General features: G+C 57.3%; 21 protein-coding genes. 7 read left to right on the forward strand and 14 right to left on the reverse strand.

Annotated elements, in window-relative coordinates; genetic code table 11:
- Positions 1-26: 26 nt before the first annotated feature.
- The 11 genes from xylB to OR573_15960 form a co-directional block, all read right to left on the reverse strand.
- Positions 27-1,505, reverse strand: a complete 1,479-nt coding sequence (xylB, locus tag OR573_15910) for a xylulokinase (protein XGA81772.1) — start codon at positions 1,503-1,505, stop codon at positions 27-29.
- A complete protein-coding gene (locus tag OR573_15915; GenBank protein XGA79939.1) occupies positions 1,505-2,989 on the reverse strand; it encodes a mannitol dehydrogenase family protein in 1,485 nt (494 codons plus the stop codon). Before OR573_15915 ends, xylB begins: the two co-directional genes overlap by 1 nt.
- Positions 2,990-3,024: 35 nt before the next feature.
- Positions 3,025-3,660 carry a nucleoside/nucleotide kinase family protein gene (locus OR573_15920; protein ID XGA79940.1) on the reverse strand — a complete coding sequence of 212 codons (636 nt, stop codon included), beginning with the start codon at positions 3,658-3,660 and terminating at the stop codon, positions 3,025-3,027.
- A gap of 49 nt (positions 3,661-3,709) precedes the next feature.
- Positions 3,710-4,498: an L-iditol 2-dehydrogenase gene (locus tag OR573_15925; GenBank protein ID XGA79941.1), complete on the reverse strand. Its 789-nt coding sequence runs from the start codon at positions 4,496-4,498 to the stop codon at positions 3,710-3,712.
- A 45-nt stretch (positions 4,499-4,543) separates the two neighbouring features.
- Positions 4,544-5,233 (reverse strand): HAD family phosphatase, encoded by a 690-nt coding sequence (locus OR573_15930; protein ID XGA79942.1) that lies wholly within the window; start codon positions 5,231-5,233, stop codon positions 4,544-4,546.
- A gap of 11 nt (positions 5,234-5,244) precedes the next feature.
- Positions 5,245-6,393 carry a sn-glycerol-3-phosphate ABC transporter ATP-binding protein UgpC gene (ugpC, locus tag OR573_15935; protein ID XGA79943.1) on the reverse strand — a complete coding sequence of 383 codons (1,149 nt, stop codon included), beginning with the start codon at positions 6,391-6,393 and terminating at the stop codon, positions 5,245-5,247.
- Between the two features lie 13 nt (positions 6,394-6,406).
- Positions 6,407-7,276, reverse strand: a complete 870-nt coding sequence (locus OR573_15940; GenBank protein ID XGA79944.1) for a carbohydrate ABC transporter permease — start codon at positions 7,274-7,276, stop codon at positions 6,407-6,409.
- Positions 7,277-7,293: 17 nt separating this feature from the next.
- Positions 7,294-8,184 carry a sugar ABC transporter permease gene (locus OR573_15945; GenBank protein XGA79945.1) on the reverse strand — a complete coding sequence of 297 codons (891 nt, stop codon included), beginning with the start codon at positions 8,182-8,184 and terminating at the stop codon, positions 7,294-7,296.
- A gap of 72 nt (positions 8,185-8,256) precedes the next feature.
- The gene (locus tag OR573_15950) at positions 8,257-9,576 is read right to left on the reverse strand and encodes a sugar ABC transporter substrate-binding protein (protein XGA79946.1); all 1,320 of its coding nucleotides are present in this window, start codon (positions 9,574-9,576) and stop codon (positions 8,257-8,259) included.
- Between the two features lie 209 nt (positions 9,577-9,785).
- Positions 9,786-10,742: a sugar-binding transcriptional regulator gene (locus tag OR573_15955; protein XGA79947.1), complete on the reverse strand. Its 957-nt coding sequence runs from the start codon at positions 10,740-10,742 to the stop codon at positions 9,786-9,788.
- Positions 10,743-10,910: 168 nt separating this feature from the next.
- Positions 10,911-11,300: a DUF423 domain-containing protein gene (locus tag OR573_15960; protein XGA79948.1), complete on the reverse strand. Its 390-nt coding sequence runs from the start codon at positions 11,298-11,300 to the stop codon at positions 10,911-10,913.
- A 145-nt stretch (positions 11,301-11,445) separates the two neighbouring features.
- Here OR573_15960 and thiS point away from each other — a divergent pair, with 145 nt between their 5' ends.
- The 3 genes from thiS to trmB are packed head-to-tail and all read left to right on the forward strand — an operon-like array spanning position 11,446 to position 13,244.
- Positions 11,446-11,649 (forward strand): sulfur carrier protein ThiS, encoded by a 204-nt coding sequence (gene thiS, locus OR573_15965; GenBank protein ID XGA81773.1) that lies wholly within the window; start codon positions 11,446-11,448, stop codon positions 11,647-11,649.
- A 34-nt stretch (positions 11,650-11,683) separates the two neighbouring features.
- Entirely contained in the window at positions 11,684-12,478 is a 795-nt protein-coding gene (locus tag OR573_15970) for a thiazole synthase (protein XGA79949.1), read from the forward strand.
- A 22-nt stretch (positions 12,479-12,500) separates the two neighbouring features.
- Complete coding sequence (trmB, locus tag OR573_15975) at positions 12,501-13,244, forward strand: tRNA (guanosine(46)-N7)-methyltransferase TrmB (protein XGA79950.1); 744 nt, start codon at positions 12,501-12,503, stop codon at positions 13,242-13,244.
- Between the two features lie 28 nt (positions 13,245-13,272).
- Here trmB and OR573_15980 read toward each other — a convergent pair whose 3' ends face one another.
- A complete protein-coding gene (locus OR573_15980) occupies positions 13,273-14,271 on the reverse strand; it encodes a 2-hydroxyacid dehydrogenase (protein ID XGA79951.1) in 999 nt (332 codons plus the stop codon).
- Positions 14,272-15,148: 877 nt separating this feature from the next.
- On the opposite strand from OR573_15980, the gene OR573_15985 reads away from it, so the two are divergent.
- Complete coding sequence (locus tag OR573_15985; protein ID XGA79952.1) at positions 15,149-16,201, forward strand: XRE family transcriptional regulator; 1,053 nt, start codon at positions 15,149-15,151, stop codon at positions 16,199-16,201.
- Positions 16,202-16,681: a PIN domain-containing protein gene (locus tag OR573_15990; protein ID XGA79953.1), complete on the forward strand. Its 480-nt coding sequence runs from the start codon at positions 16,202-16,204 to the stop codon at positions 16,679-16,681.
- A 232-nt stretch (positions 16,682-16,913) separates the two neighbouring features.
- Here OR573_15990 and OR573_15995 read toward each other — a convergent pair whose 3' ends face one another.
- A complete protein-coding gene (locus tag OR573_15995; GenBank protein ID XGA79954.1) occupies positions 16,914-17,840 on the reverse strand; it encodes an AEC family transporter in 927 nt (308 codons plus the stop codon).
- Positions 17,841-17,997: 157 nt separating this feature from the next.
- Here OR573_15995 and OR573_16000 point away from each other — a divergent pair, with 157 nt between their 5' ends.
- Together OR573_16000 and OR573_16005 are read left to right on the forward strand one after the other, a co-directional pair.
- Positions 17,998-18,498, forward strand: a complete 501-nt coding sequence (locus OR573_16000) for a hypothetical protein (protein XGA79955.1) — start codon at positions 17,998-18,000, stop codon at positions 18,496-18,498.
- Positions 18,499-18,502: 4 nt separating this feature from the next.
- Positions 18,503-19,123: an SCO family protein gene (locus tag OR573_16005; protein XGA79956.1), complete on the forward strand. Its 621-nt coding sequence runs from the start codon at positions 18,503-18,505 to the stop codon at positions 19,121-19,123.
- A gap of 1 nt (position 19,124) precedes the next feature.
- Here OR573_16005 and OR573_16010 read toward each other — a convergent pair whose 3' ends face one another.
- The gene (locus tag OR573_16010) at positions 19,125-20,213 is read right to left on the reverse strand and encodes an alpha/beta hydrolase-fold protein (GenBank protein XGA79957.1); all 1,089 of its coding nucleotides are present in this window, start codon (positions 20,211-20,213) and stop codon (positions 19,125-19,127) included.
- Position 20,214 lies beyond the last annotated feature (1 nt).

Genomic DNA, 20,214 nt, shown 5'->3' on the forward strand with positions numbered 1-20,214 from the left:
AGTAATCGCGTTCAGGACGATATGTCTCAGACCGATATGGCGTGGCGCTCTGTCAAGCGACGGCAATAGCGGGCATAAACCTCGCGATAGGCCTCGACATTGGCCGGATCTGGCATGGCCCGTGAGCGTGTGTCGAGGCGAACCATGCGATCACACAGGGTGGCCAACTCACCGCCCTGATCACACCAGGCCGCTTGCAATGCAGCCCCCAAGGCAGCAGCGTCAGTGATATCGGGGCAGATCACCGGCGTGGCGGTGATATCGGCCACGATCTGTCGCCAGACTGGACTATTGGCTCCACCGCCGATCAGGCGGATCTCACTAAGCTCTCCTGCCAGTGGCCCAAACTGATCCAGGCCGTAACGCAGGCCAAGAGTGGCCCCTTCCACCACCGCCCGGCAGAGGTTTGCCGGGTTGGTGTTGACACCAGTAAGCCCATCCAGGCTGGCGGTAGCCTCGGGCAACATGGGCACTCGCTCCCCGTTGAAGAAGGGCAGCAGGGTAACTCCTCCGGCACCGACGGGCGCGCTGGCCACTTGCTCGCCAAAGGCAGTCAGGTCGAGGCCAAACAGCTCGCGCATGCGTGTCGTTGCTGAAGTGACATTCATGGTGCAGACCAGCGGCAACCAGCCGCCATGACTGGCACAGAAGTTGGCGACCAAGGGGTTATCCACTACCGGCGTTGGCGAGTAGGCACAGATGGTTCCTGATGTCCCCAAACTCAGGGTGACAAGCCCCGGATGGATGTTACCGGTCCCAATAGCCCCGAGCATGTTGTCGCCGCCCCCGCTTGAAACCACGACGCCCTCGGCCAGCCCCAGTTCACGGGCCAGCTCGCGGCGCACCGTACCCGCTGGTTCGTGGGAGTCAATCAACCGCGGCAATACGCGGTCAGGATCGAGTTCCGGGGCAATCCTGGCAAATACCGCCTCGTGCCAGCGCCGAGTTCGGGTGTCAAAATAACCGGTGCCCGAGGCATCGCCGGCTTCAGTCACCCGCTCACCGGTGAGCCAGAAGTTGAGGTAGTCATGAGGCAACATCAGGGTGGCAATACGTGTGTAGGCCTCGGGGTGTCGGTCGCGCAGCCAGGCAAGCTTGGAGGCGGTGTAGCCGGTCTGCACGACCAGGCCCAGGGTATCGAGGCATCCCGCCTCACCACCCAGGCGCTCGATGAGGGCGGCGTTATGCGCGGCGGTCTCGGTATCGCACCACAGCTTGGCGGGGTGCACCGGCTGGTCGTCGGCGTCCAACGCCACCATGCCATGTTGCTGGCCGGAAACACCGATGGCGCGGATTGCTCGGATGTCGATAGCAGCCTTTTCAGTGGCATCGAAAAAAGCCTCGCGAAAGGCCGCTAACCAATCAGCAGGCGATTGCTCACGACGCCCGTTTGGCCCTTCATCCAGACGATGCGGCCGGCTTGCCTCACTCAGGATGCGCCCGCCGCCCACGTCGAGAACCACCACCTTGGTGCTCTGGGTGCCACAGTCCACACCGATGTACATCATTGACCTCCTTGCTGGACCAGCGTTTCCAGCGTCGCACGAGCCCCTCGGCGATGCAGGCTCTCCAGCACCTCGACATAGGCATCACGAAAGCGCGACTGCTCGGCCAGATCCCCGAACAGTTCGCGATTCTCGATAAAGGCCGTGGGTGTTTGCCGGTTGTGGGCGGCGATTGCCATCAGTTCATCCTTGAGGTGGTCGACCACCTCGATGGGCGCACCCTGCTCGTCGCGGCCCTCAGCATAGCGCGCCCAGCTGGCCACCACAGCGGCGGCCCGAAACAGCTCACCGTTACGGGCAATCTGCTCACGAATGACCGGCACCAACCATTTGGGAATTCGATCCGAGCTCTCGGCGCACAGCCGCGCCAGGGTGTCCTTGACCTCGGGGTTGGCAAAGCGCTCGATAAGGGTGCGGCGATAGGCGTCCAGATCGACCCCTGGCAGTGGAGCCAGGGTGGGAGTTGCCTCGTGGGTCATGTAGCCGAGCAGAAAGTCGACAAACAGCGGATCCTGGCACACCTCGTGGGCATAGCGGTAACCGGCCAGATGCCCAAAGTAGGCCAGGGCCTGGTGGCTGGCGTTAAGTAGGCGAAGCTTCATCAGCTCATAGGGTTCGACATCCTCAACCATCTCGACACCGACGCTCTCGAAGGCTGGGCGTCCGGCGACAAAGCGATCCTCAAGCACCCATTGGGTGTAGGGCTCGCAGACCACCGGCCAGACATCCTCAACACCAAAACTCGAGGCCAGATCCTTTATATCCTCGGTCGTGGTCACCGGCGTGATGCGGTCGACCATGGAATTGGGAAACGGTACCTCGGCCTCCACCCAGGCACCCAACTTGGCGTCGCGGGCGTCTGCATAGGCCTTGAACATGCGGTGAGCCACCTCACCGTTACCCTGGATGTTGTCACAGGACATCACCGTGAAAGGACAAAGACCACGCTCACGGCGGCGCGCCAGTGCTTCAGTAATCAGCCCAAAAGACGTTTTCGGCGAGGCGGGGTTGGTCAAGTCGTGCTGTATATCCGAGTTGTCGAGATTGAACTCGCCGCTCACCGGGTGGAAGTTGTAGCCCCCCTCGGTAACCGTCAAGGAAACAATACGGGTGGCCGGGTTCGCCATCCGCTCGATCACTGTCTCGGGGTCGTCTGGCGCGTAGTGGTAGTCGATCATCGAACCGATGACCCGCGCCTCACGGCGGCCGTCAAGATGCTTGATTATCAGAGTATAGAGATGATCCTGGCGGGCTAGCGCTTCTTGCATGCGTCGGTCGCCGGGCATCACGCCAACACCAATAATACCCCAGTTCAGGGCCTCACCGCGGTTCATCAGGTCATCCACATACATGGCCTGATGCGCACGATGAAAGCCCCCCACCCCGAAATGGACGATACCTGGGGTCACGGCATCCCGCTGGTAGACCGGCACCGCAACCTCGGAGGGGAGCTTTTCGAGATTGTCGTTGTTGAGTGGGATCATGCGGGGTCTCCTTTAGAGTCGTGGGCCGTCTGGCATTAGCGCCACACCAGGTCGGGCGGAAGGGAGCTTGTCTTGACCAGATGGGCGTTAGGCATATCGTTATCCAATGCCTTGCGACGCGCAGACGCATCATCCAGGCCCAGCGCCAGCCAGCGCTCAAGCAGCCGCTGCTCAAGGGTTTCATCATCGACCTCCAGCATGACGCTAAGATCAAAGAGCGCTTGCAGGGACGACCAGGGAGGACGATCAAGCAGCAGATAGTTGCCTTCAACGATGATAATGCGGTGTTTAAGGCTAACTTCTCGGGCACCGGCCCGGGCCAAGTCGAGAGGACGATCAAAGACCGGCACTGTCACCCGGGTATCAGCACGCCGAATACGCTCAAGATCAACCCTGAGCCCCTCGATGTTGAAGGTGTGAGGCGCCCCCTTGACCGGTAGCAGCGCCTCGCCAAGCAAGGCGTTATCAAAGTGATAGCCGTCCATGGGGACAACCACCGCCTGTCCAGGCAGGGTGGCGTCGATATGCTGAAAAAGCTGCTCCGAACGGTAGGATTTACCGGCTCCGGGTGGGCCGACTAGCGCGACAATCAGACGATCGCGATCTTCCAGAGCCATCAGGATGCGCTGAGCCATCGCCTCCAGTGCATCAATACGTTCAGGGGGTGTCATGGTATGACTCCTGCGTCAAAATGTAACGGCTTGTGTCATTACGCTTCATTCAGCTCATCCAATTGCCGCCGTCGACGTTGAGGGTCTGGGCCACCACGTAATCACTATCATCGCTGGCCAGAAACACGGCAGGGCCAGCATAGTCCTCTGGTCGGCCCATGCGTCCGTAAGGCACCGCTTCACCCACCAGGCGTTTCTTTTCACCGAGGGGGCGCTTTTCGTAATGGGCAAAGAGCGCATCCACCTCCTCCCACATCGGTGTATCCACCACGCCGGGGGCAATACCATTAACACGGATACCATGACGCACCAGATCCAGCGCGCAGGACTGGGTCAGACTGATGACCGCAGCCTTGGTGGCGCAGTAGGTGCTTACCAGAGCCTCGCCACGGCGGCCTGCCTGTGAAGATATATTAATGATTGCCCCACCCTGGCCACGCTCGACCATGGCTCTAGCGACAGCCTGCAGGGTGAAGAAAAGGCCTCGCACATTGATATCAAACTGACGGTCAAAGCTTTTCTCGGTCACGTCCAACACCGGCAGCATGTCAAAGACGGCAGCGTTATTAACCAGAATATCGATACCCCCAAAGCGGGCGATAACAGCCTCCACCATGGCGTCGATATCTGCGCGGTCACGGACATCGAGCTGCACTCCCATCAGCCGCTCAGCGGCGTGCCCCTCATCCTCAAGGGCCGCCAGGGCATCGTCGATGGCCGCCTGATCAATATCAACTACCACCAGACGGGCCCCCTCAGCCAGATACGCACGGCCAATGGCCAGGCCGATACCTCGTGCACCGCCGGTGATGATGGCAATCTTGTCCTGCAGTTTCATCGCTCCGTGCTCCTTTTAAACGACCGATTTACCTAGGTTTCCGAGTTAATAAGATGATGGATCAGACGTTGCCGCCTGCTGCACCTTTCTCACCAGTGCCGGCAGTTCCTGCATGTTGGCTATCACCTGACAGGCACCCGCCTGGCGAAGGCGCTGTGCCTGACCGGGCCTGACGTGACTGGCACCGATAAAGCCGATCACTGTCATTCCAGCGGCATGCGCCGCGGTAACCCCAGAGACACTGTCCTCCACCACTAGGCAACGTGTCGGTGAAACCCCAAGGGTGTCAGCGGCGAGCCGATAGAGCGCAGGGTCCGGCTTGGGGTGAGCAACCTGCTCAGCCGTGAAGACAGGGGCACTGCCCAGCCGGTTATCCAGCCCGGTTGTTGCCAGCGACGTCAGTACACGCTGTCGACGACTGTTGGAGACCACGGCCTTGGGCAGGTCGATGGCCGTAATCGCGTCCGCCACGCCCGGCATGGGGTTAAGCTCCTCGGCCAGGCGGGCCTCGACGCTGGCATCCACTGTTTCAACGGCACCCACGGGCAAGCTGTAGGCACTTATCCCCTCCAGATGGCGCAGGATATCAGCGGTCGTCATCCCCAGGGCCTGACTGAGCACGGTATCGGCGTCCAGATCGGGCAGCCACTCACCAAGCAGCGTCACCAGCGATGCTTCAGCGATATGTTCACTGTCTACCAGTACACCGTCACAATCGAAGATCAGCATGTCCATGGATGCCTCCTTTACGCGCTTTCGGTATCGTCGGTGGCAGCGCGATTATCCCGGCGCGTCAGGTTCGCCAGAGGATGCTGATGAAGACTTGGCAGTGTCAGGCCATCGCCATCAAACAGATGTGCCCGCTGCGGTTCGAAGCTGAAGCGTACCGTGTCGTGAACACGGTGCGCCACGTCACCGTCTGCCATGATGGTCATCATGATGTCGCCCATCTGCACATACAGCGAGGTCTGGCCGCCGAGCCGTTCCAGCACCTTGATCTCACCTTCCAGTAGCCCCTGGTCATCAAGCTGAAGATGCTCAGGGCGAATGCCCAGCTCCAGCTTGGCATTCGCCGCCAGGCCGCTGCCATCCGCAGGAACACTGCAGATTCTGCCACTGGGTAGTGTGATACTGACCCCTTCGGCATGCGCCTTTTCCAACCCGACATTCAGGAAGTTCATCTTCGGTGAGCCGATAAAGCCCGCCACAAAGCGGTTACGAGGGTGATGGTAGAGTTCCATTGGAGAGCCGAGCTGCTCCACCTCGCCATCGTGCAGCACCACTATTTTGTCGGCCATGGTCATGGCTTCGATCTGATCATGGGTAACGTAGATCATGGTGGCGTCCAGTTCCTCATGAAGGCGCGCCAGCTCAATACGCATCTGGACACGCAGGGCGGCATCCAGATTGGAGAGCGGCTCATCAAACAGGAAGATACTGGGATTACGCACGATGGCCCGTCCAATGGCCACACGCTGGCGCTGGCCACCGGAAAGCGCCTTTGGCTTGCGGTCCAGCAAGGGCTCAAGTTGCAGAATCTTTGCCGCCTCGAGCACTTTCTGACGACGCTCCTCTTTGGGTACCTTGGCCAGGCGCATACTGAAGCCCATGTTGTCCTCAACGGTCATATGGGGATAAAGCGCATAGCTCTGGAATACCATGGCCAGCCCTCGATCAGCAGGCCCTACATCGTTCATCCGTTCTCCGTCGATGAGAATATCGCCGGAAGTGGCGTTTTCCAGCCCCGCAATTATCCGCATCAGGGTGGATTTGCCACAGCCGGAAGGACCAACGAAGACTACGAATTCGCGGTCATTGACCTCAAGGTCGACCCCCTTGATGACATCGGTCTCGCCAAAGGTCTTCTTGATCTGCTTGAGTTGTAACGTTGACATCTGAGTACCCCTTTTACTTGACGGCGCCGAAGGTCAGGCCACGTACCATCTGTTTCTGGGTCATCCAGCCGAGAATAAGGATGGGGGCAATGGCCATGGTCGAGGCTGCAGAGAGTTTGGCCCAGAACAGCCCTTCAGGGCTGGAGAAGGAGGCGATATAAGCGGTCAGCGGTGCGGCATTCGAGGAGGTGAGATTGAGGCTCCAGAACGCCTCGTTCCAGCTCAGGATCACCGCCAGCAGACCGGTTGATGCAATCCCTGGCAGGGTCAATGGCATCAGCAGGTAGAGCACTTCCTGCAGGGTGCTGGCACCATCCATGCGCCCTGCTTCAAGAATATCCTTGGGCATATCCTTGAAGAAGGTATAAAGCATCCACACCACAATCGGCAGATTCATCAGGGTATAAACGATGATCAGCCCGGTTCGGGTATCCAGAAGCCCCAGATCGCGGAAGATCAGGTAGATCGGCACTAGCACTCCCACCGGTGGCAGCATCTTGGTGGAGAGCATCCACAGCAGTGTGCCCTTGGTGCGTTTCGTGGGTAGGAAGGCCATCGAGTAGGCTGAAGGTATGGCGATCAACAGCGCCAGCAGGGTCGACCCGAAAGCAATTACCACGCTATTGAGGGCGAACCGGGCATAGCCCGAACGCGCCTGAACTGCCTGATAACTTTCCAGTGTCGGCGAGAAGATAAGGCTGGGATCAGCAATGGCGTCGGCCTCGGTCTTGAAGCCGGTCAGAACCATCCAGAAAATTGGAAAAAAGATCACACAGGCTACCGTCCAGCCAAGCACGGTCAGGACAAGCTTCCTGACCTGCGGTGAGGCCAACGGGGAAGAAGATGCTTTCGCCCCGGATAAAGGGGTTCTTGAAGACGTCATGAGCAGCTCCTGTTACCTTAGTCTTCCAGGTTCCTGGCCACCATACGGACCAGAAAGATGGCAACAATGTTAGCGAGAATGATCGCGACCACCCCGCCTGCGGAGGCCATGCCGACATCGAAATTCAGCAGAGCCTGTATGTAGATCAGATAGGCCAAGTTCGTGGTGGCGAGCCCTGGGCCGCCCGAAGTGGTCACAAATATCTCGGCGAAGATGGTCAACAGGAAGATCATCTCGATCATGATCACCACACTGATCGCCCGCTTGAGGTGCGGCAGGGTAATAAAGAAGAAAATAGCGACCGGGCCAGCGCCATCCATACGCGCAGCCTCCACCTGATCATCGTCCAGCGACTGCATAGCGGTGAGTAGGATCAGCAGGGCAAAGGGCAGCCACTGCCAGGCCACGATGATGATGATTGAGGTCAGCGGCAACGAGGAGAACCAGTCAACGGCTGGCAGCCCAAAGGTCTCAGCGACCCAGGAAAGCACCCCGTTGGAGGGGTGCATCATCATATTCTTCCATACTAGGGCGCTGACCGTGGGCATAACAAAGAACGGCGAGATTGCCAGTACGCGGGCAATGCCTCTGCCAGCAAAGTCCTGCTGGAAGAGAACGGCCAACAGGGTGCCGCCCACCACAGTGATCACCAACACCCAGCCCACCAGCAGCAAGGTCGTACCCATGGCTGACCAGAGCGCGGGGTCAGTGAACAGGTACTCATAGTTTTCCAGTCCGGCAAAACCGGTCATACCGGGCATTAGAAGGTTATAACGCTGCAAGGAAAACCACAGGGTCATACCCAGCGGCACCAGCATCCATACCAATAACAGGGTGACGGCCGGTGCCTGCAGCGACAGGGTTCTCAGACCCCCGACCGTGCGTCCGGAAGCTCTTGTCTTGTTCATGGAATTACCCGTAAAACCAGGTAGGAAAGGAACCCCGGCCAGCGTGATCCGGCCGGGGATGGGCATTCAGTGTCAGTCCAGGTAGCCGGCGCGCTTCATGGTGCGCTCAGTCGCCTGCTGGGCAGACTGCAGCGCCTGTTCGACACTGGCATCCCCGGTCAATGCCGAGGCAATGGTCTGGCCTACCTGGGTCCCGATGGCCTGGAACTCGGGAATACCGACGAACTGCACTCCGATATAGGGGGATGGTTTCAGCGTTGAGTCCGTCGGGTCGGCACCTTGCATCGCTTCAAGGACAAAGTCAGCAAAAGGTGCTGCTTCAATATAGCGCTCATCCTCGTAGGTGGACGTACGGGTTCCCGGTGGAACACTAGTCCACCCTTCCGTCTCGCCTACCAGCTCGATGTATTCCTTGGAAGTGGCCCACTCAACAAAGGTTCTGGCCGCTTCCTGCTTCTCAGAAGATGCCGGGATAGCTAGCGCCCAGGACCACAACCAGTGTGAGCCTTTCGGCGTTTCAGCCACCGGAGCCTGAGAGAAACCAAGCTGGTCGGCAACGCTGGATTCATCCGGATTGAAAATACGTCCCGCAGCCGAGGTGGCGTCTACCCACATGGCACACTTGCCGCTGGAGAACAGCGCCTGGTTTTCATTGAAGCCGTTGGAACTAGCGCCGGGCGGGCCATAGTTGCCCAGCAGGTCAACATAGAAGGAGATGGCTTCCTGCCACTCGGGTGAATCCAGCTCCGGATTCCAGTCCTCATCGAACCACCGGCCACCAAAGGTGTTGACCAGGGTTGATACAAAGGCCATGTTCTCGCCCCAGCCCGGCTTGCCGCGCAGGCAGATTCCGAAGGTTTCGTTATCGGGGTCGTGGATCTCGGCAGCCCAGTCGCGAACCTCTTCCCAGCTTGGCTGTTCGGGCATATCAATGCCGTGCTCATCAAACAGGTCAGTCCGGTAATAGAGCATTGAACTCTCACCGTAGAAAGGTAGCGCGTGCAAGGTACAGTCATGAGACAGGCCATTGCGCACGGACTTCAACAGATCTTCCTCGTCATAGCCCTCAGGAAGGTTATCGAAAGCTGCCAACCAACCGCGCTCAGCCCAGATCGGAACCTCGTAAGTGCCGATGGTCATGACGTCAAACTGACCACCCTCAGTGGCGATATCCGTCGTCAGACGCTGGCGCAGGACGTTCTCTTCCAATACCACCCAATCCAGTTTTATATCGGGATTGGCCTGCTCGAACTGATCAGTCAAGCTCTGCATGATGACCATGTCGTTGTTGTTGACCGTGGCAACGGTGATCTCCGTCTGCGCCTGAGCCTGACTGGCAGAGGCAATTGCGGCAGCCAGCGTGGCCATGGGTAAGGATCGTGTGAGCTTCATGAACGGACTCCTGTCTATTAGCTATTGTTGTGATTGTGATGTGGTTGGTCCATTTTGATCAAATTGATCAGCTGTCAATCAAATGATCGAACACAAACCCAAAAAAAGCAAAGCCAGTGTTCCTAGACTTTGGTTGCATGCCCGGGTGAGAGGTGAGAGGTGAGAGGTGAGAGGTGAGGAGAGTATGAAAAAAATTATGAAAAGCAGGATTAATCCACCGCGCGCTCAATGATGTAGCGTGCGGCCACCTCATCGGTCACCAGGCCCTTGATCCAGCCGCCACGCAAGGCTGCCAGGATGGCAGGGGCTTTTTCAAGCCCGGCGCTAAGCGCGACAAGCGACTGCTGAACCAGGTTACTCAGGGGTTGACTGGTTACCCGTTGGGTGACCGTGCAATCAATGACCTGACCGCTGGCGTTCAAGGGCCAACCGAGCAACTCCCCTACCGCGTCCAGCGCAATCAGCTCCTCCAGCTCTCTTTCACTGATGAAATGATCCTGAAATAGTGTTGCCTGACGATCAATCTTGCCAATCCCGATAAATCCCGCTTCGGCTTCACGGGCCACCTCGAAAATCGCCTGAAAAAGGCGTTGCTCCTGCATTGATGTCTTTTCTTCAACCGAGCTCGCCACCACGGGCGCTGGCAGCAAAAAGCGCTCCCCGCCCGTCTTGTCGGCCAGCACCATAACGCCATCATAGCGGTTGGACGAACCATCTCGGGCCACGTTCCCCACCAGGGAAACAAACCGGTGTTGCGGGCGTTCAACCCGGCTAAGCGCCTCCACGGTCGCCCGCACCGCTCGCCCGGTGCCCAACGCCAGAGTCAACGGCTTCTGGCGTTCCACCAGGCGGGCAATGCGCTCGGCACCGGCCACCGCCAAGTAATGGGCTGCACCGTCCGGAACCTCTGACTCGGCGGGCACCACATCGCAGAAATCAAGGTCAAAATACTCGCGAATCGCGTCGCCCATGGCCATATAGGCGGCGATCGGGTGGTCAATATGCACCTTGACCAGCCCTTCCTGACGCGCCAGCGCCAACAGACGTTGCACCCCTGGCCTGGATACGCCCAGTTGCTGGGCGATCTCATCCTGAGTGATGCCGCCTATATAGGACATCCAGGCTGCTCGGGCTGCCTGATCCAGCTTGACTTCGAACTTGTCCACGCACTCACCTGTTCAGCGTTACCCTGCCATTACCTGTCTTTGCTATTTCTTGCTTATGCTGTTTATAACCTATTCTTTTAATGATCTATGCTGTTACTGGCCCTAGCCGCCTTGCGTGCACTCCAATGGGCAGATATCACCCGGTCGGCACGGTACCCCAAAAAGAGGTTAAATAACTTTCCGCCCCCCGGCAAGCGCCACCACGCCCAGCGTTAACCAGCCGCTGATCAGGAACACACCACCAATCGGCGTGACGATACCAAGGCTCAACCCCGCCAGTGCCATCAGGTACAGCGAGCCGGAGAAACACAGCATGCCTAGCGCCCACAGCGCCATCACCCAGCGCTGGCCGGCCATCGGCTGCACATGGCGCCATACCAGCACGACCATGATGGCCAGGGTGTGCCAGGCTTGGTAGCGCACCCCGGTTTCCACGGCGCTGACCAGCTCAGCGCTGACCCTGGCACTCAGGCCGTGAGCGGCGTAGGCGCCGAGTACGACCATCAACGCGCCTGAAAGCGCCACACCGCACCAGGCCCAGCGATTGATTGGCTGCATACTGCGTTCTCCTGTTGTCTGATGTGAGGGGTTGGCGGTTTTATACCCGCTTTTAAGGCTGCCTGACATCGGCTAAACCGTTACAATAAACCCTTTTAGGCTTTCCCTTGATACTCACTAGCTGGCAAGCAGGCTCTCCATGACAATGATCCATATCCGCCTGAATGGCGACCCTCATCCTCTGGAAGCAGGCACGCACCTTGACCAATTGATTGAACAGCTTGGCCTGACAGGGCGACGCATTGCCGTCGAAATCAACGAAGAAATCGTCCCTAAAAGCCAGCATGCCCAGACGCCATTGGCCGAGGGCGATCAGGTGGAGATTGTTCACGCCATCGGTGGCGGTTAGCCGCCTTACGTTTTTGCTTTCACAAGGAACCGCTATGACGCCATTGACTGACACTCCCTTGACCGTTGCCGGGCGCGAATTCAGCTCCCGCCTGCTGGTGGGCACCGGCAAATACAAGGATTTTGACGAAACCGGCGCCGCCATTGCCGAAAGCGGCGCGGACGTGGTGACCTTTGCCGTGCGCCGCACCAACTTGGGTCAGGACGCAGAGGCGCCCAACCTGCTGGATGCCGTGTCACCCCAGCACTACACCCTGTTGCCCAACACTGCCGGCTGCTATACCGCCAAGGATGCCGTGCGCACCTGCCGCCTGGCGCGCGAGCTGCTGGATGGCCATAACCTGGTCAAGCTTGAGGTGCTGGGTGACGATCATACGCTCTACCCTAATGTGGTTGAGACACTGAAAGCCGCAGAGACACTTTTAGCCGATGGTTTTGATGTCATGGTGTACACCAGCGATGACCCTATTGTGGCACGCGAGCTGGAGGCCATGGGTTGCTGCGCCATCATGCCGCTGGGCTCGCTGATTGGCTCGGGCCATGGCATCCAGAACCCCCATAACGTGCGCCTGATTGTCGAGCAAAGCAGCGTCCCCGTCCTGGTGGATGCCGGTATCGGCACGGCGTCGGATGCGGCCATGGCCATGGAGCTTGGCTGCGATGGCGTGCTGCTGAATACCGCCATTGCTCATGCCCGTGATCCTTTACGCATGGCTCGCGCCATGAAGCTGGCCGTTGAGGCAGGCCGCGATGCCTTTTTGGCAGGGCGTATGCCACGTCGCCAAAGCGCCGACCCTTCTTCCCCCTTTGCTGGGCGTATCAATAGCTGAACGCTTGACTCAAGAGACACTGATGACTGACTCCCAACACTCCGCTGATACCACCACAGGCCCGGAAGACGCTGATGCGCCGCTGCACCGTCGTGGCATCAAAAGCTATGTGATTCGCGCTGGCCGCATGACACCGGCTCAGACCCGTGGTCTCGAGGTTGTCTGGCCGCGCCTGGGGCTGACGATTGCTGATGGACGCCAGGATCTGGATGCCCTGTTCGGGCGCCAGGCCCCCAGGGTGGTCGAAATTGGCTTTGGCATGGGCAATTCGCTGATCGAGCAGGTCGAACGCCATCCTGACACCGATTTTATTGGCATAGAAGTCCACGCGCCCGGGGTGGGTAAACTGCTGGATGAAGCTGATAAACGCGGGCTGACCAACCTGCGCGTTTATCGGGAAGATGCCCTGGCGGTGCTGGAGCAGTGTATTCCCGAGGCCAGCCTGACCACGGTGCAACTGTTCTTCCCCGACCCCTGGCCGAAGAAAAAGCACCACAAACGGCGGATTGTGCAACCTGCCTTTGTTGAGCTGATTCGCACCCGCCTAAAGCCCGGCGGCACCTTCCATATGGCCACCGACTGGGAAGCCTACGCCGAATGGATGGCTGAGGTGATGCAGGCCGCTCCCGGCTATGCCAATACCGCCAGCCAGGAGACCGCGCCTTATGTGCCGCGCCCAACGTTTCGCCCGCTCACCAAGTTTGAAGCCCGCGGTGAAAAGCTCGGCCACGGCGTCTGGGATCTGATTTACCGCCGGGAAGATTAAACCTGCTGAAACTGGCCAACCTTCAGCATCAGGATTGCTCAATCACCACCCTGTGCATCTCGCCGCTGCCGTTTTCGAAGGCGTCAATATTGTTCAGGGTGGTTTCCGCAATATTGGTCAGCGCCTCGTCGGTGAAAAAGGCCTGATGCCCGGTAATCAGCACATTATGAAAGGTGGTCAAACGCATGAACTGATCATCGTCGATCACTTTGTAGGACAGATCTTCGAAAAACAACTGCTCTTCCTCTTCATACACATCAAGGCCCAGATAGCCAATATGGCCGCTTTTCAACCCCCCAATCACCGCTTGAGTGTCCACCACTCGCCCACGTCCGGTATTGATCAGCATCACACCGGGTTTCATCCGCGCAATTGCTTCGCCATCAATCAGATGGTCGGTTTCAGGGGTCAGCGGGCAATGTAGCGAGATGATATCCGCTTCGGCGTAGAGGGTTTCCAGCGGTACGTATTCCACAAAGTCCTTGGCATCCGGGTTTATGAACGGGTCACTCGCCAGAATACGGCAACCAAAACCGTGCATGATATCGGCAAAAATCAGCCCGATTTGCCCAGTACCCACGACCCCCACGGTTTTGCCGTACAGGTCAAAGCCCAATAAGCCATCGAGTGAAAAGTTACCATCGCGCACCCGGCTGTGAGCTCTGAAGGTCATCCGGTTGAGGCTCAGAATCAGCGCCACAGCATGCTCTGCCACCGCGTGGGGCGAATAGGCAGGCACCCGAGCGACAGTAATGCCAAGACGCTCTGCTGCCATCAGGTCAACGTGGTTGAAGCCCGCCGAACGTAACGCCACCAGGCGCGTTCCCCCTTCATGCAGGAGTGAGAGCACGTCAGCGTCCAGATGGTCGTTAACGAAAGCACATACGCCATCAAAGCCTTGCGCCAGCGCCGCAGTGTCGACATTCAATCGGGCATCAAAAAAGTTCAGATCGTGATTTCTGGTGGCATTGGCACGCTTCAGAAATGTCTCGTCGTAAGGTTTGGCGCTGAATACCGCAATACGCATAAGGTTCTCTCCACCGTCGTTGATGTCGTCAACCAGAGTGCCCTGCCACCCGTACACTAGGCAAGGCTGAATCGAATAAGAGAGGGAAAGTATAGAAAAAAGAAAGCCGCCCCAATAGAGGCGGCAAAAAGACCGTGACTAGCAATGAGAGGGAGAAACCACGACAGGTAATAAGGTGATGATACGTTACCTAGTGGATGTCATGGTGTCAGCGACTCATCAAACGCTGACATTCACAATATAATCATTCTCATTTACCGCGTCAACATTAATACGAATCTTTTTTATTTACTTTCTTTCAGAGTACCCTTAGCCCTTAAGAATCCTTACAAATATTTAAATAAAATCAAGAAGTAATGTTAAATGAGCCTGCATGAGCCGGCGTGCAAACGTCTTCAAGCACTTCTGGATACGGTGGGTGCCTTGCTGACGGATCGTTGATTGGGGTTAACAGCGCTTGGGCGTGCTGTGCCAGGACCTGTGGCCCCTCGACGTACCATCAAGCACGTCAATCGGCTATTGGGCATCCACCATTTGCACGAGGAGCGCCCCTTGTTTTATTGGCTGGTGGCTGATGAAAAGCCCTCCTGTTCGGGCTGGGCTTTGGTATGCATCAATCGCGTCAGGGCAGGCGTCTCGAGATCCTTCTGCTGATCGCGATGCAGGCCAATATAGCGATGATGCGACGACTCAAAAGGGGGACACCACAAACATAACGATGCTGATTGGCAAGCTGGAGGAGCTACAACAAGAGGTTTAATGCAAAGTATTCAATGCCAAGTAAAAGTGCTGATGCTCCATGGTTTCCCCTACCTCAACATGCAATTATGGTTTACAGTATATGATATATTTATAAATTCATAAACCGGAGGTCAGTATGATCGGCGAGCGTCTGAAGCGAGCCCGCAGCGCGGCTGGCCTATCTATGGCTAAGTTAGGAAAAGCTGCCGGTGTCAGTGCTAACATGATCAAGAAGTACGAGCATGACGACAACATGCCCTCGTCCTCTGTACTGATCAAAATGGCTGAGGCCCTGGATGTCCGTACCGAGTTCTTCTTTCGCCCTGTCACTGTTAAACTTTCAGGTATTGAGTACCGCAAAAAAGCTAGCACTCCGCAAAAGGTGCTGGACAAGATCGCTGCGGACGTTCTGGATCAGGCCGAACGTTGGTTTGAGTTGAAGAATCTGTGGCCTGACTTTCCAATCCCGGGCTTTGAGCGTCCATCCAACTTGCCTAGTGTATCGGCCTTGGAAGACCTAGAGGCCTTCAGCGTTGCTATGCGCAGAGCCTGGCAGCTTGGCTTAAATCCTTTGCCAGACATGATCGATCTACTCGAATCCAAAGGAATTCTGGTGATTGTGACCGAGTCAGATCAGGCAGATAAGGTTGATGGCATGCAGGCTAGTGTAGAAAAGCAGCCCGTCATAGTGATATCGAGCCACTGGCCAGGCTGCAGGCAGCGCTTCACCCTCGCGCACGAACTGGGGCACCTGCTACTACATGGCATATTGCCAAGCAATATCAATGAAGAGCAGGCTTGTAACCGTTTCGCTTCTGCTTTTTTGCTTCCTCGCGACGGTGCCATTGAGCACCTTGGAGCCCAACGCCATAACATCGACTGGAAAGAGATGTATTTGCTCAAGCACGAATACGGTCTGAGCATGGCCAGTATTCTCTACCGCTCTCGAGATGTGGGCATCCTGACTCCGCAGAAGTACAAATCCCTTTTCATTCAGTTTTCAACCAATGGCTGGCGAAAAGAGGAGCCTGGTCAAGCTTACCCAAAAGAGCAGACCCTGCTTTTTGAACAACTGGTTTATCGTGGCGCAGGTGAAGGCCTGATATCCGATTCCAAAGCTGCAGAGCTGCTGAAGATGCCAGTCGCTCAGTTCCGTCAAGATAAGATGATGGAAGGAGCGTTAGCCTAGATGCAGGTGCTTATCAGTGATGCAAATGTACTGATTGATATGGAAGCAAGCGGGCTTTTGGAGTTTATGTTCCAACTTCCCTTCGAGTTCAAAGTCTCTGATATGCTTTTTGCCGATGAACTTTCTCATCAGCACTCTCACCTGCTCAACCTTGGTCTTCGCCAAGCAGCATTGACGTCGGCCAGCATGATGGACGCAATGCGTATGACACACGCTTATGCCGGACCAAGCCGATATGACTGCTTTTCCCTGGCCTTGGCCAAGCAGGAAGGATGCCCACTACTTACCGGTGATGGAGATCTGCGCAAGGCAGCCAGGAAAGAGGCAGTTATTGTTAAAGGTACAATATGGCTTGTAGAACAGATGGTAGAACAAGACCTGATCCGTAAGGATATTGCCAAAAAGGCTTATCAAGCCATGCGGGATGCAGGTAGCCGCCTGCCTTGGAAAGATGCTTTCATGCGCTTGGAGAGTTTATAAAACATGCTCGCGACGAGGATGTAAGACGCCAGCACAATGCTAAGGATGTATAAAATCTTTAAAATTCATTATTGATTCAACCGAATGAGATAATTTTTGCTGTGTGCTGTTATCCCCTTTGCCGGGCGTTCATTGCCGATCTTTGAGTCGCTGCAGGCGAGCCTGAGAGAAGAAACCCATGATCAGGCATTATGCGACGCATAGCGCTAAACTCGTGGAGATTCGTCAGCCCTTAGCCCATTAACAGCTGGAGCCATAGTGGCAACGTCAGCATTGCCAGTAGCGTCTGCCCGGTAATGATGGCTGCCATCAGTTCACCATCTCCTCCCAGCTGGCGCGCCAGAATATAGGCAGATGTGGCCGTGGGCAGTGCCGCGAAAAGTAAGGCAACATCACGAGTAACGTGATCCAGCCCAAGCAGCCAGGCCATGGCAAGCACCAGTGCCGGTAACAGCAACAGCTTGACACTATTGCTGACCACTACGCCTCTATCCAGGCGCAACAATGCTGCTGGGCGCAGCGCCACACCGACGGCCACCAGGCCCAGGGGCAGAGCTGCTCGCCCCAAGAGCGTCACCGTGTCCTGGCTCCAGCCAGGCAGGCCGATGCCGCTGAGATTCAACCCGATTCCCACCAGGCAAGCCAGGATCAAAGGGTTTTGTGCCAGGGCAGCAATACTCTTGCGCATGCTGGCCTTGCCCAGCGTGCCTGCCGCTACAAAGCTGGCCACGCACATGACGTTGATCACCGGCACCATCAAGGCGACTGCCACCGCTGCCGTGGTCGCACCGGCACTGCCGTGCAGGGCCGCAGCCCCCGCCACCCCCACATAGGTGTTGAAGCGCAGGGCACCTTGAAATACCGAGGTAAATGCCGCTGCATCCAGGTGTAACCAACCGCGCATGGCCCACAGCAGTAGCGCCAACACGCTCAAGGTGCCTAGCAGGGTGAGTGCCAAGCGGCCAATCGGTACTGAGGCCACATCAGCAGTAGCCAGGGTGCTAACCAGCATGGCAGGAAACAGGACGAAGTAGATCACCTTTTCCAACTGTGGCCAGAAGTCAACGCCTGGCCAGCGCCGGTAGCCAAACAAGGCACCCAGCAAGATGAGAAGAAACAGGGGCCCCAGTGCCCCGACAATACTTCCACCCTCTTCCATGACTCTCTCCTAACCTGCGACATCCCAGCACAGTGATATCGTGCCGATTGCTGTTACTATCTTTATTCAAGACAACCCTTTTCGTGATGGCTGTGCATTGTGTGCCATTTATGCAGGCCAACCACTTGTTTCCGGCTTACATCACCATGGTTCTGTCATGAACACTTCCACCCAAGCTCGTGCTGGACGCTTTCCAGTGCTCCAGGTGCTTATCCTGGTCACCGGTATCGCCTTGGCGGCCCTCAGCTGGTACGGTTTTTCTTACTGGTTACGCAGCGATGGCGACGTTACCTGGTATCCGCCCTCCGACACCTGCGATCTGCACACCGAGACCTGCTCAGCCAAACTGGGAGACAAGGGCTCGCTCACGCTGACGGTAGATGCCGACGGACGCATCGAGTCACTGGAAATTCTGCCTTTGACCGTTACTACTCAGGGGATAGACGTTAGCGCTGCTGAAGTCGATTTTATCGGCCGTAACATGGACATGGGTATTAACCGCTTTCCATTATCTGCCACCCAGAATGGCGACTTTCACGGCCAGGGGCAATTGAGTGTGTGTACATTATCTGTCATGCCGTGGCGTGCCCGCGTGATTGTCGATACCCCTGATGGCCGACTCGGCACCTGGTTCGATTTTGATGTTATCCGGAGCTGATCCTATGCCATCCCTTGTTTCTCGCCGCTTCACACTTCTAGTCACTCTTGGCCTGCTCGCACTTCTTGTCACTGCTGCCGGTGCCTTCGCACTCAACCACTACTTTTCCAGCCAGAATCAGCAGCCGACCAGCGGGCTACCCGGCGGCCCCATTGAACTGGCGTCTACCCGTGGCGATTTTTCCCTGACCCAGCTGGACGACAATCAGGTTGCCATTGTTAGCTTTGGCTACACCTATTGTCCGGATGTGTGCCCGATGAACCAGGCCGTCAAAAAACAGGCTCTGGCTGAGCTGACCCCACAGCAGCGCGATCGTATTGTACCGCTGATGATCTCTGTCGACCCGGAGCGCGACAGCCTGGAGCGGCTGGCGGAGTACACTGGCTTTTTCGGTGAACGCTTTATCGGCGCCACCGGCACACAGCAACAGCTTGAAGAACTGGCCAGCCGCTATGGTGTGATCTGGCGGCGGGTTGAAGCCGAAAACTCGGCGATGGGCTACACCATCGACCACAGCTCATCGCTTTATGTGGTCGACCGTGAAGGCAACATCCTTGAGCGCGTACTGTATTCATCCAGCCCGGAAGGGCTGGTAACCGCGTTAAGAACCGCGCTTGATAGTTAAGTCATTCATTGTCATCAGCACCACTGGATGACTGCAGACGGGTCAGCATTGCCATCAAAGCGCTGACCTGAGTCCCCTGGCGGGTATCATGCAGAGGGTTAAGCTGCCAACTGCTTTCCGCAAAGCCCCACCAGTCCCAGCAGCCCTGCGGATTCGCCAGGGTGCTTTCGGCCTGTGGGTAGAGAACAATCCGGCGGTGCTGGTCAGCCCATTCATTCAGGCCGGTTCCCTGCACAAAGGTTTCGCCGATCTGCTCGGCATTCATCTGGCAGCCATGCAGGGCAATGGTGACTTCACAGCTCCCATCGTCACAGCCTTCCGGCTGGTAGACATAGCCGTTATCTGCCAGCCCTTTGGCATCGAAATCGCTCTGGTCAAAGCGGATCAACTCACCCTCAGCAGAAGACGTTGCAGCGGGCGCTGAGTCGGGATGCAGCCAGTCGAGCATATCGGCGGCAATATCTTCATCACAGGCCAGCAAATGGCTGCCACCACCTGACTGACAATTACCCAGCGGCTGAGAGAGCTGCGTGTTGCCCGCCAAGGATACCGGCCAGCCGTGCCCGGTCTGGGCGCTGCGCGCCACCTTCAGCTGATCATCGCTGGCCAGCCACTGTTGCAGCTGCTCGGCCAGCAGATCACCTAATACCGGTTCCACTACCGCATCATTTTCACCATGCCAGACATAAGCCCGTAGAGCACTGCGGGCGCTTTCGCTACCGACCTGATCCTGCTCGCGGTAATTGGCCCAACGGGTGTTCAGCGCCTCAATTGATGGCGCCCCTCGGCGCGTCATCATGCACTGGTTAAGCGCCAGGCTGAGCGAACCCTGGGAACAGCTCCAGGGCCCCGCGGCCAATACGCCCACCCCGGCAAACCGCTCGGGCCAGGCCACCGCCAGCTGCAGTGCCATATAACCACCAGACGACACGCCAACCACGCTAGCACCCGTTTCAGCAGCACCCAGCGACGGCAATGTGCCCGGCGGAGCATCCTCTTCTTGAGCAATGGCAGGCAAGGCGTATACGAGTACAGCGCCCAACAGCAGCCGTGCTCCTGCGGAGTGACGATGACCGGTGGTCTTCAACATG

It is taken from the genome of Halomonas sp. CH40, from assembly GCA_041875495.1.
GTDB lineage: Bacteria > Pseudomonadota > Gammaproteobacteria > Pseudomonadales > Halomonadaceae > Vreelandella.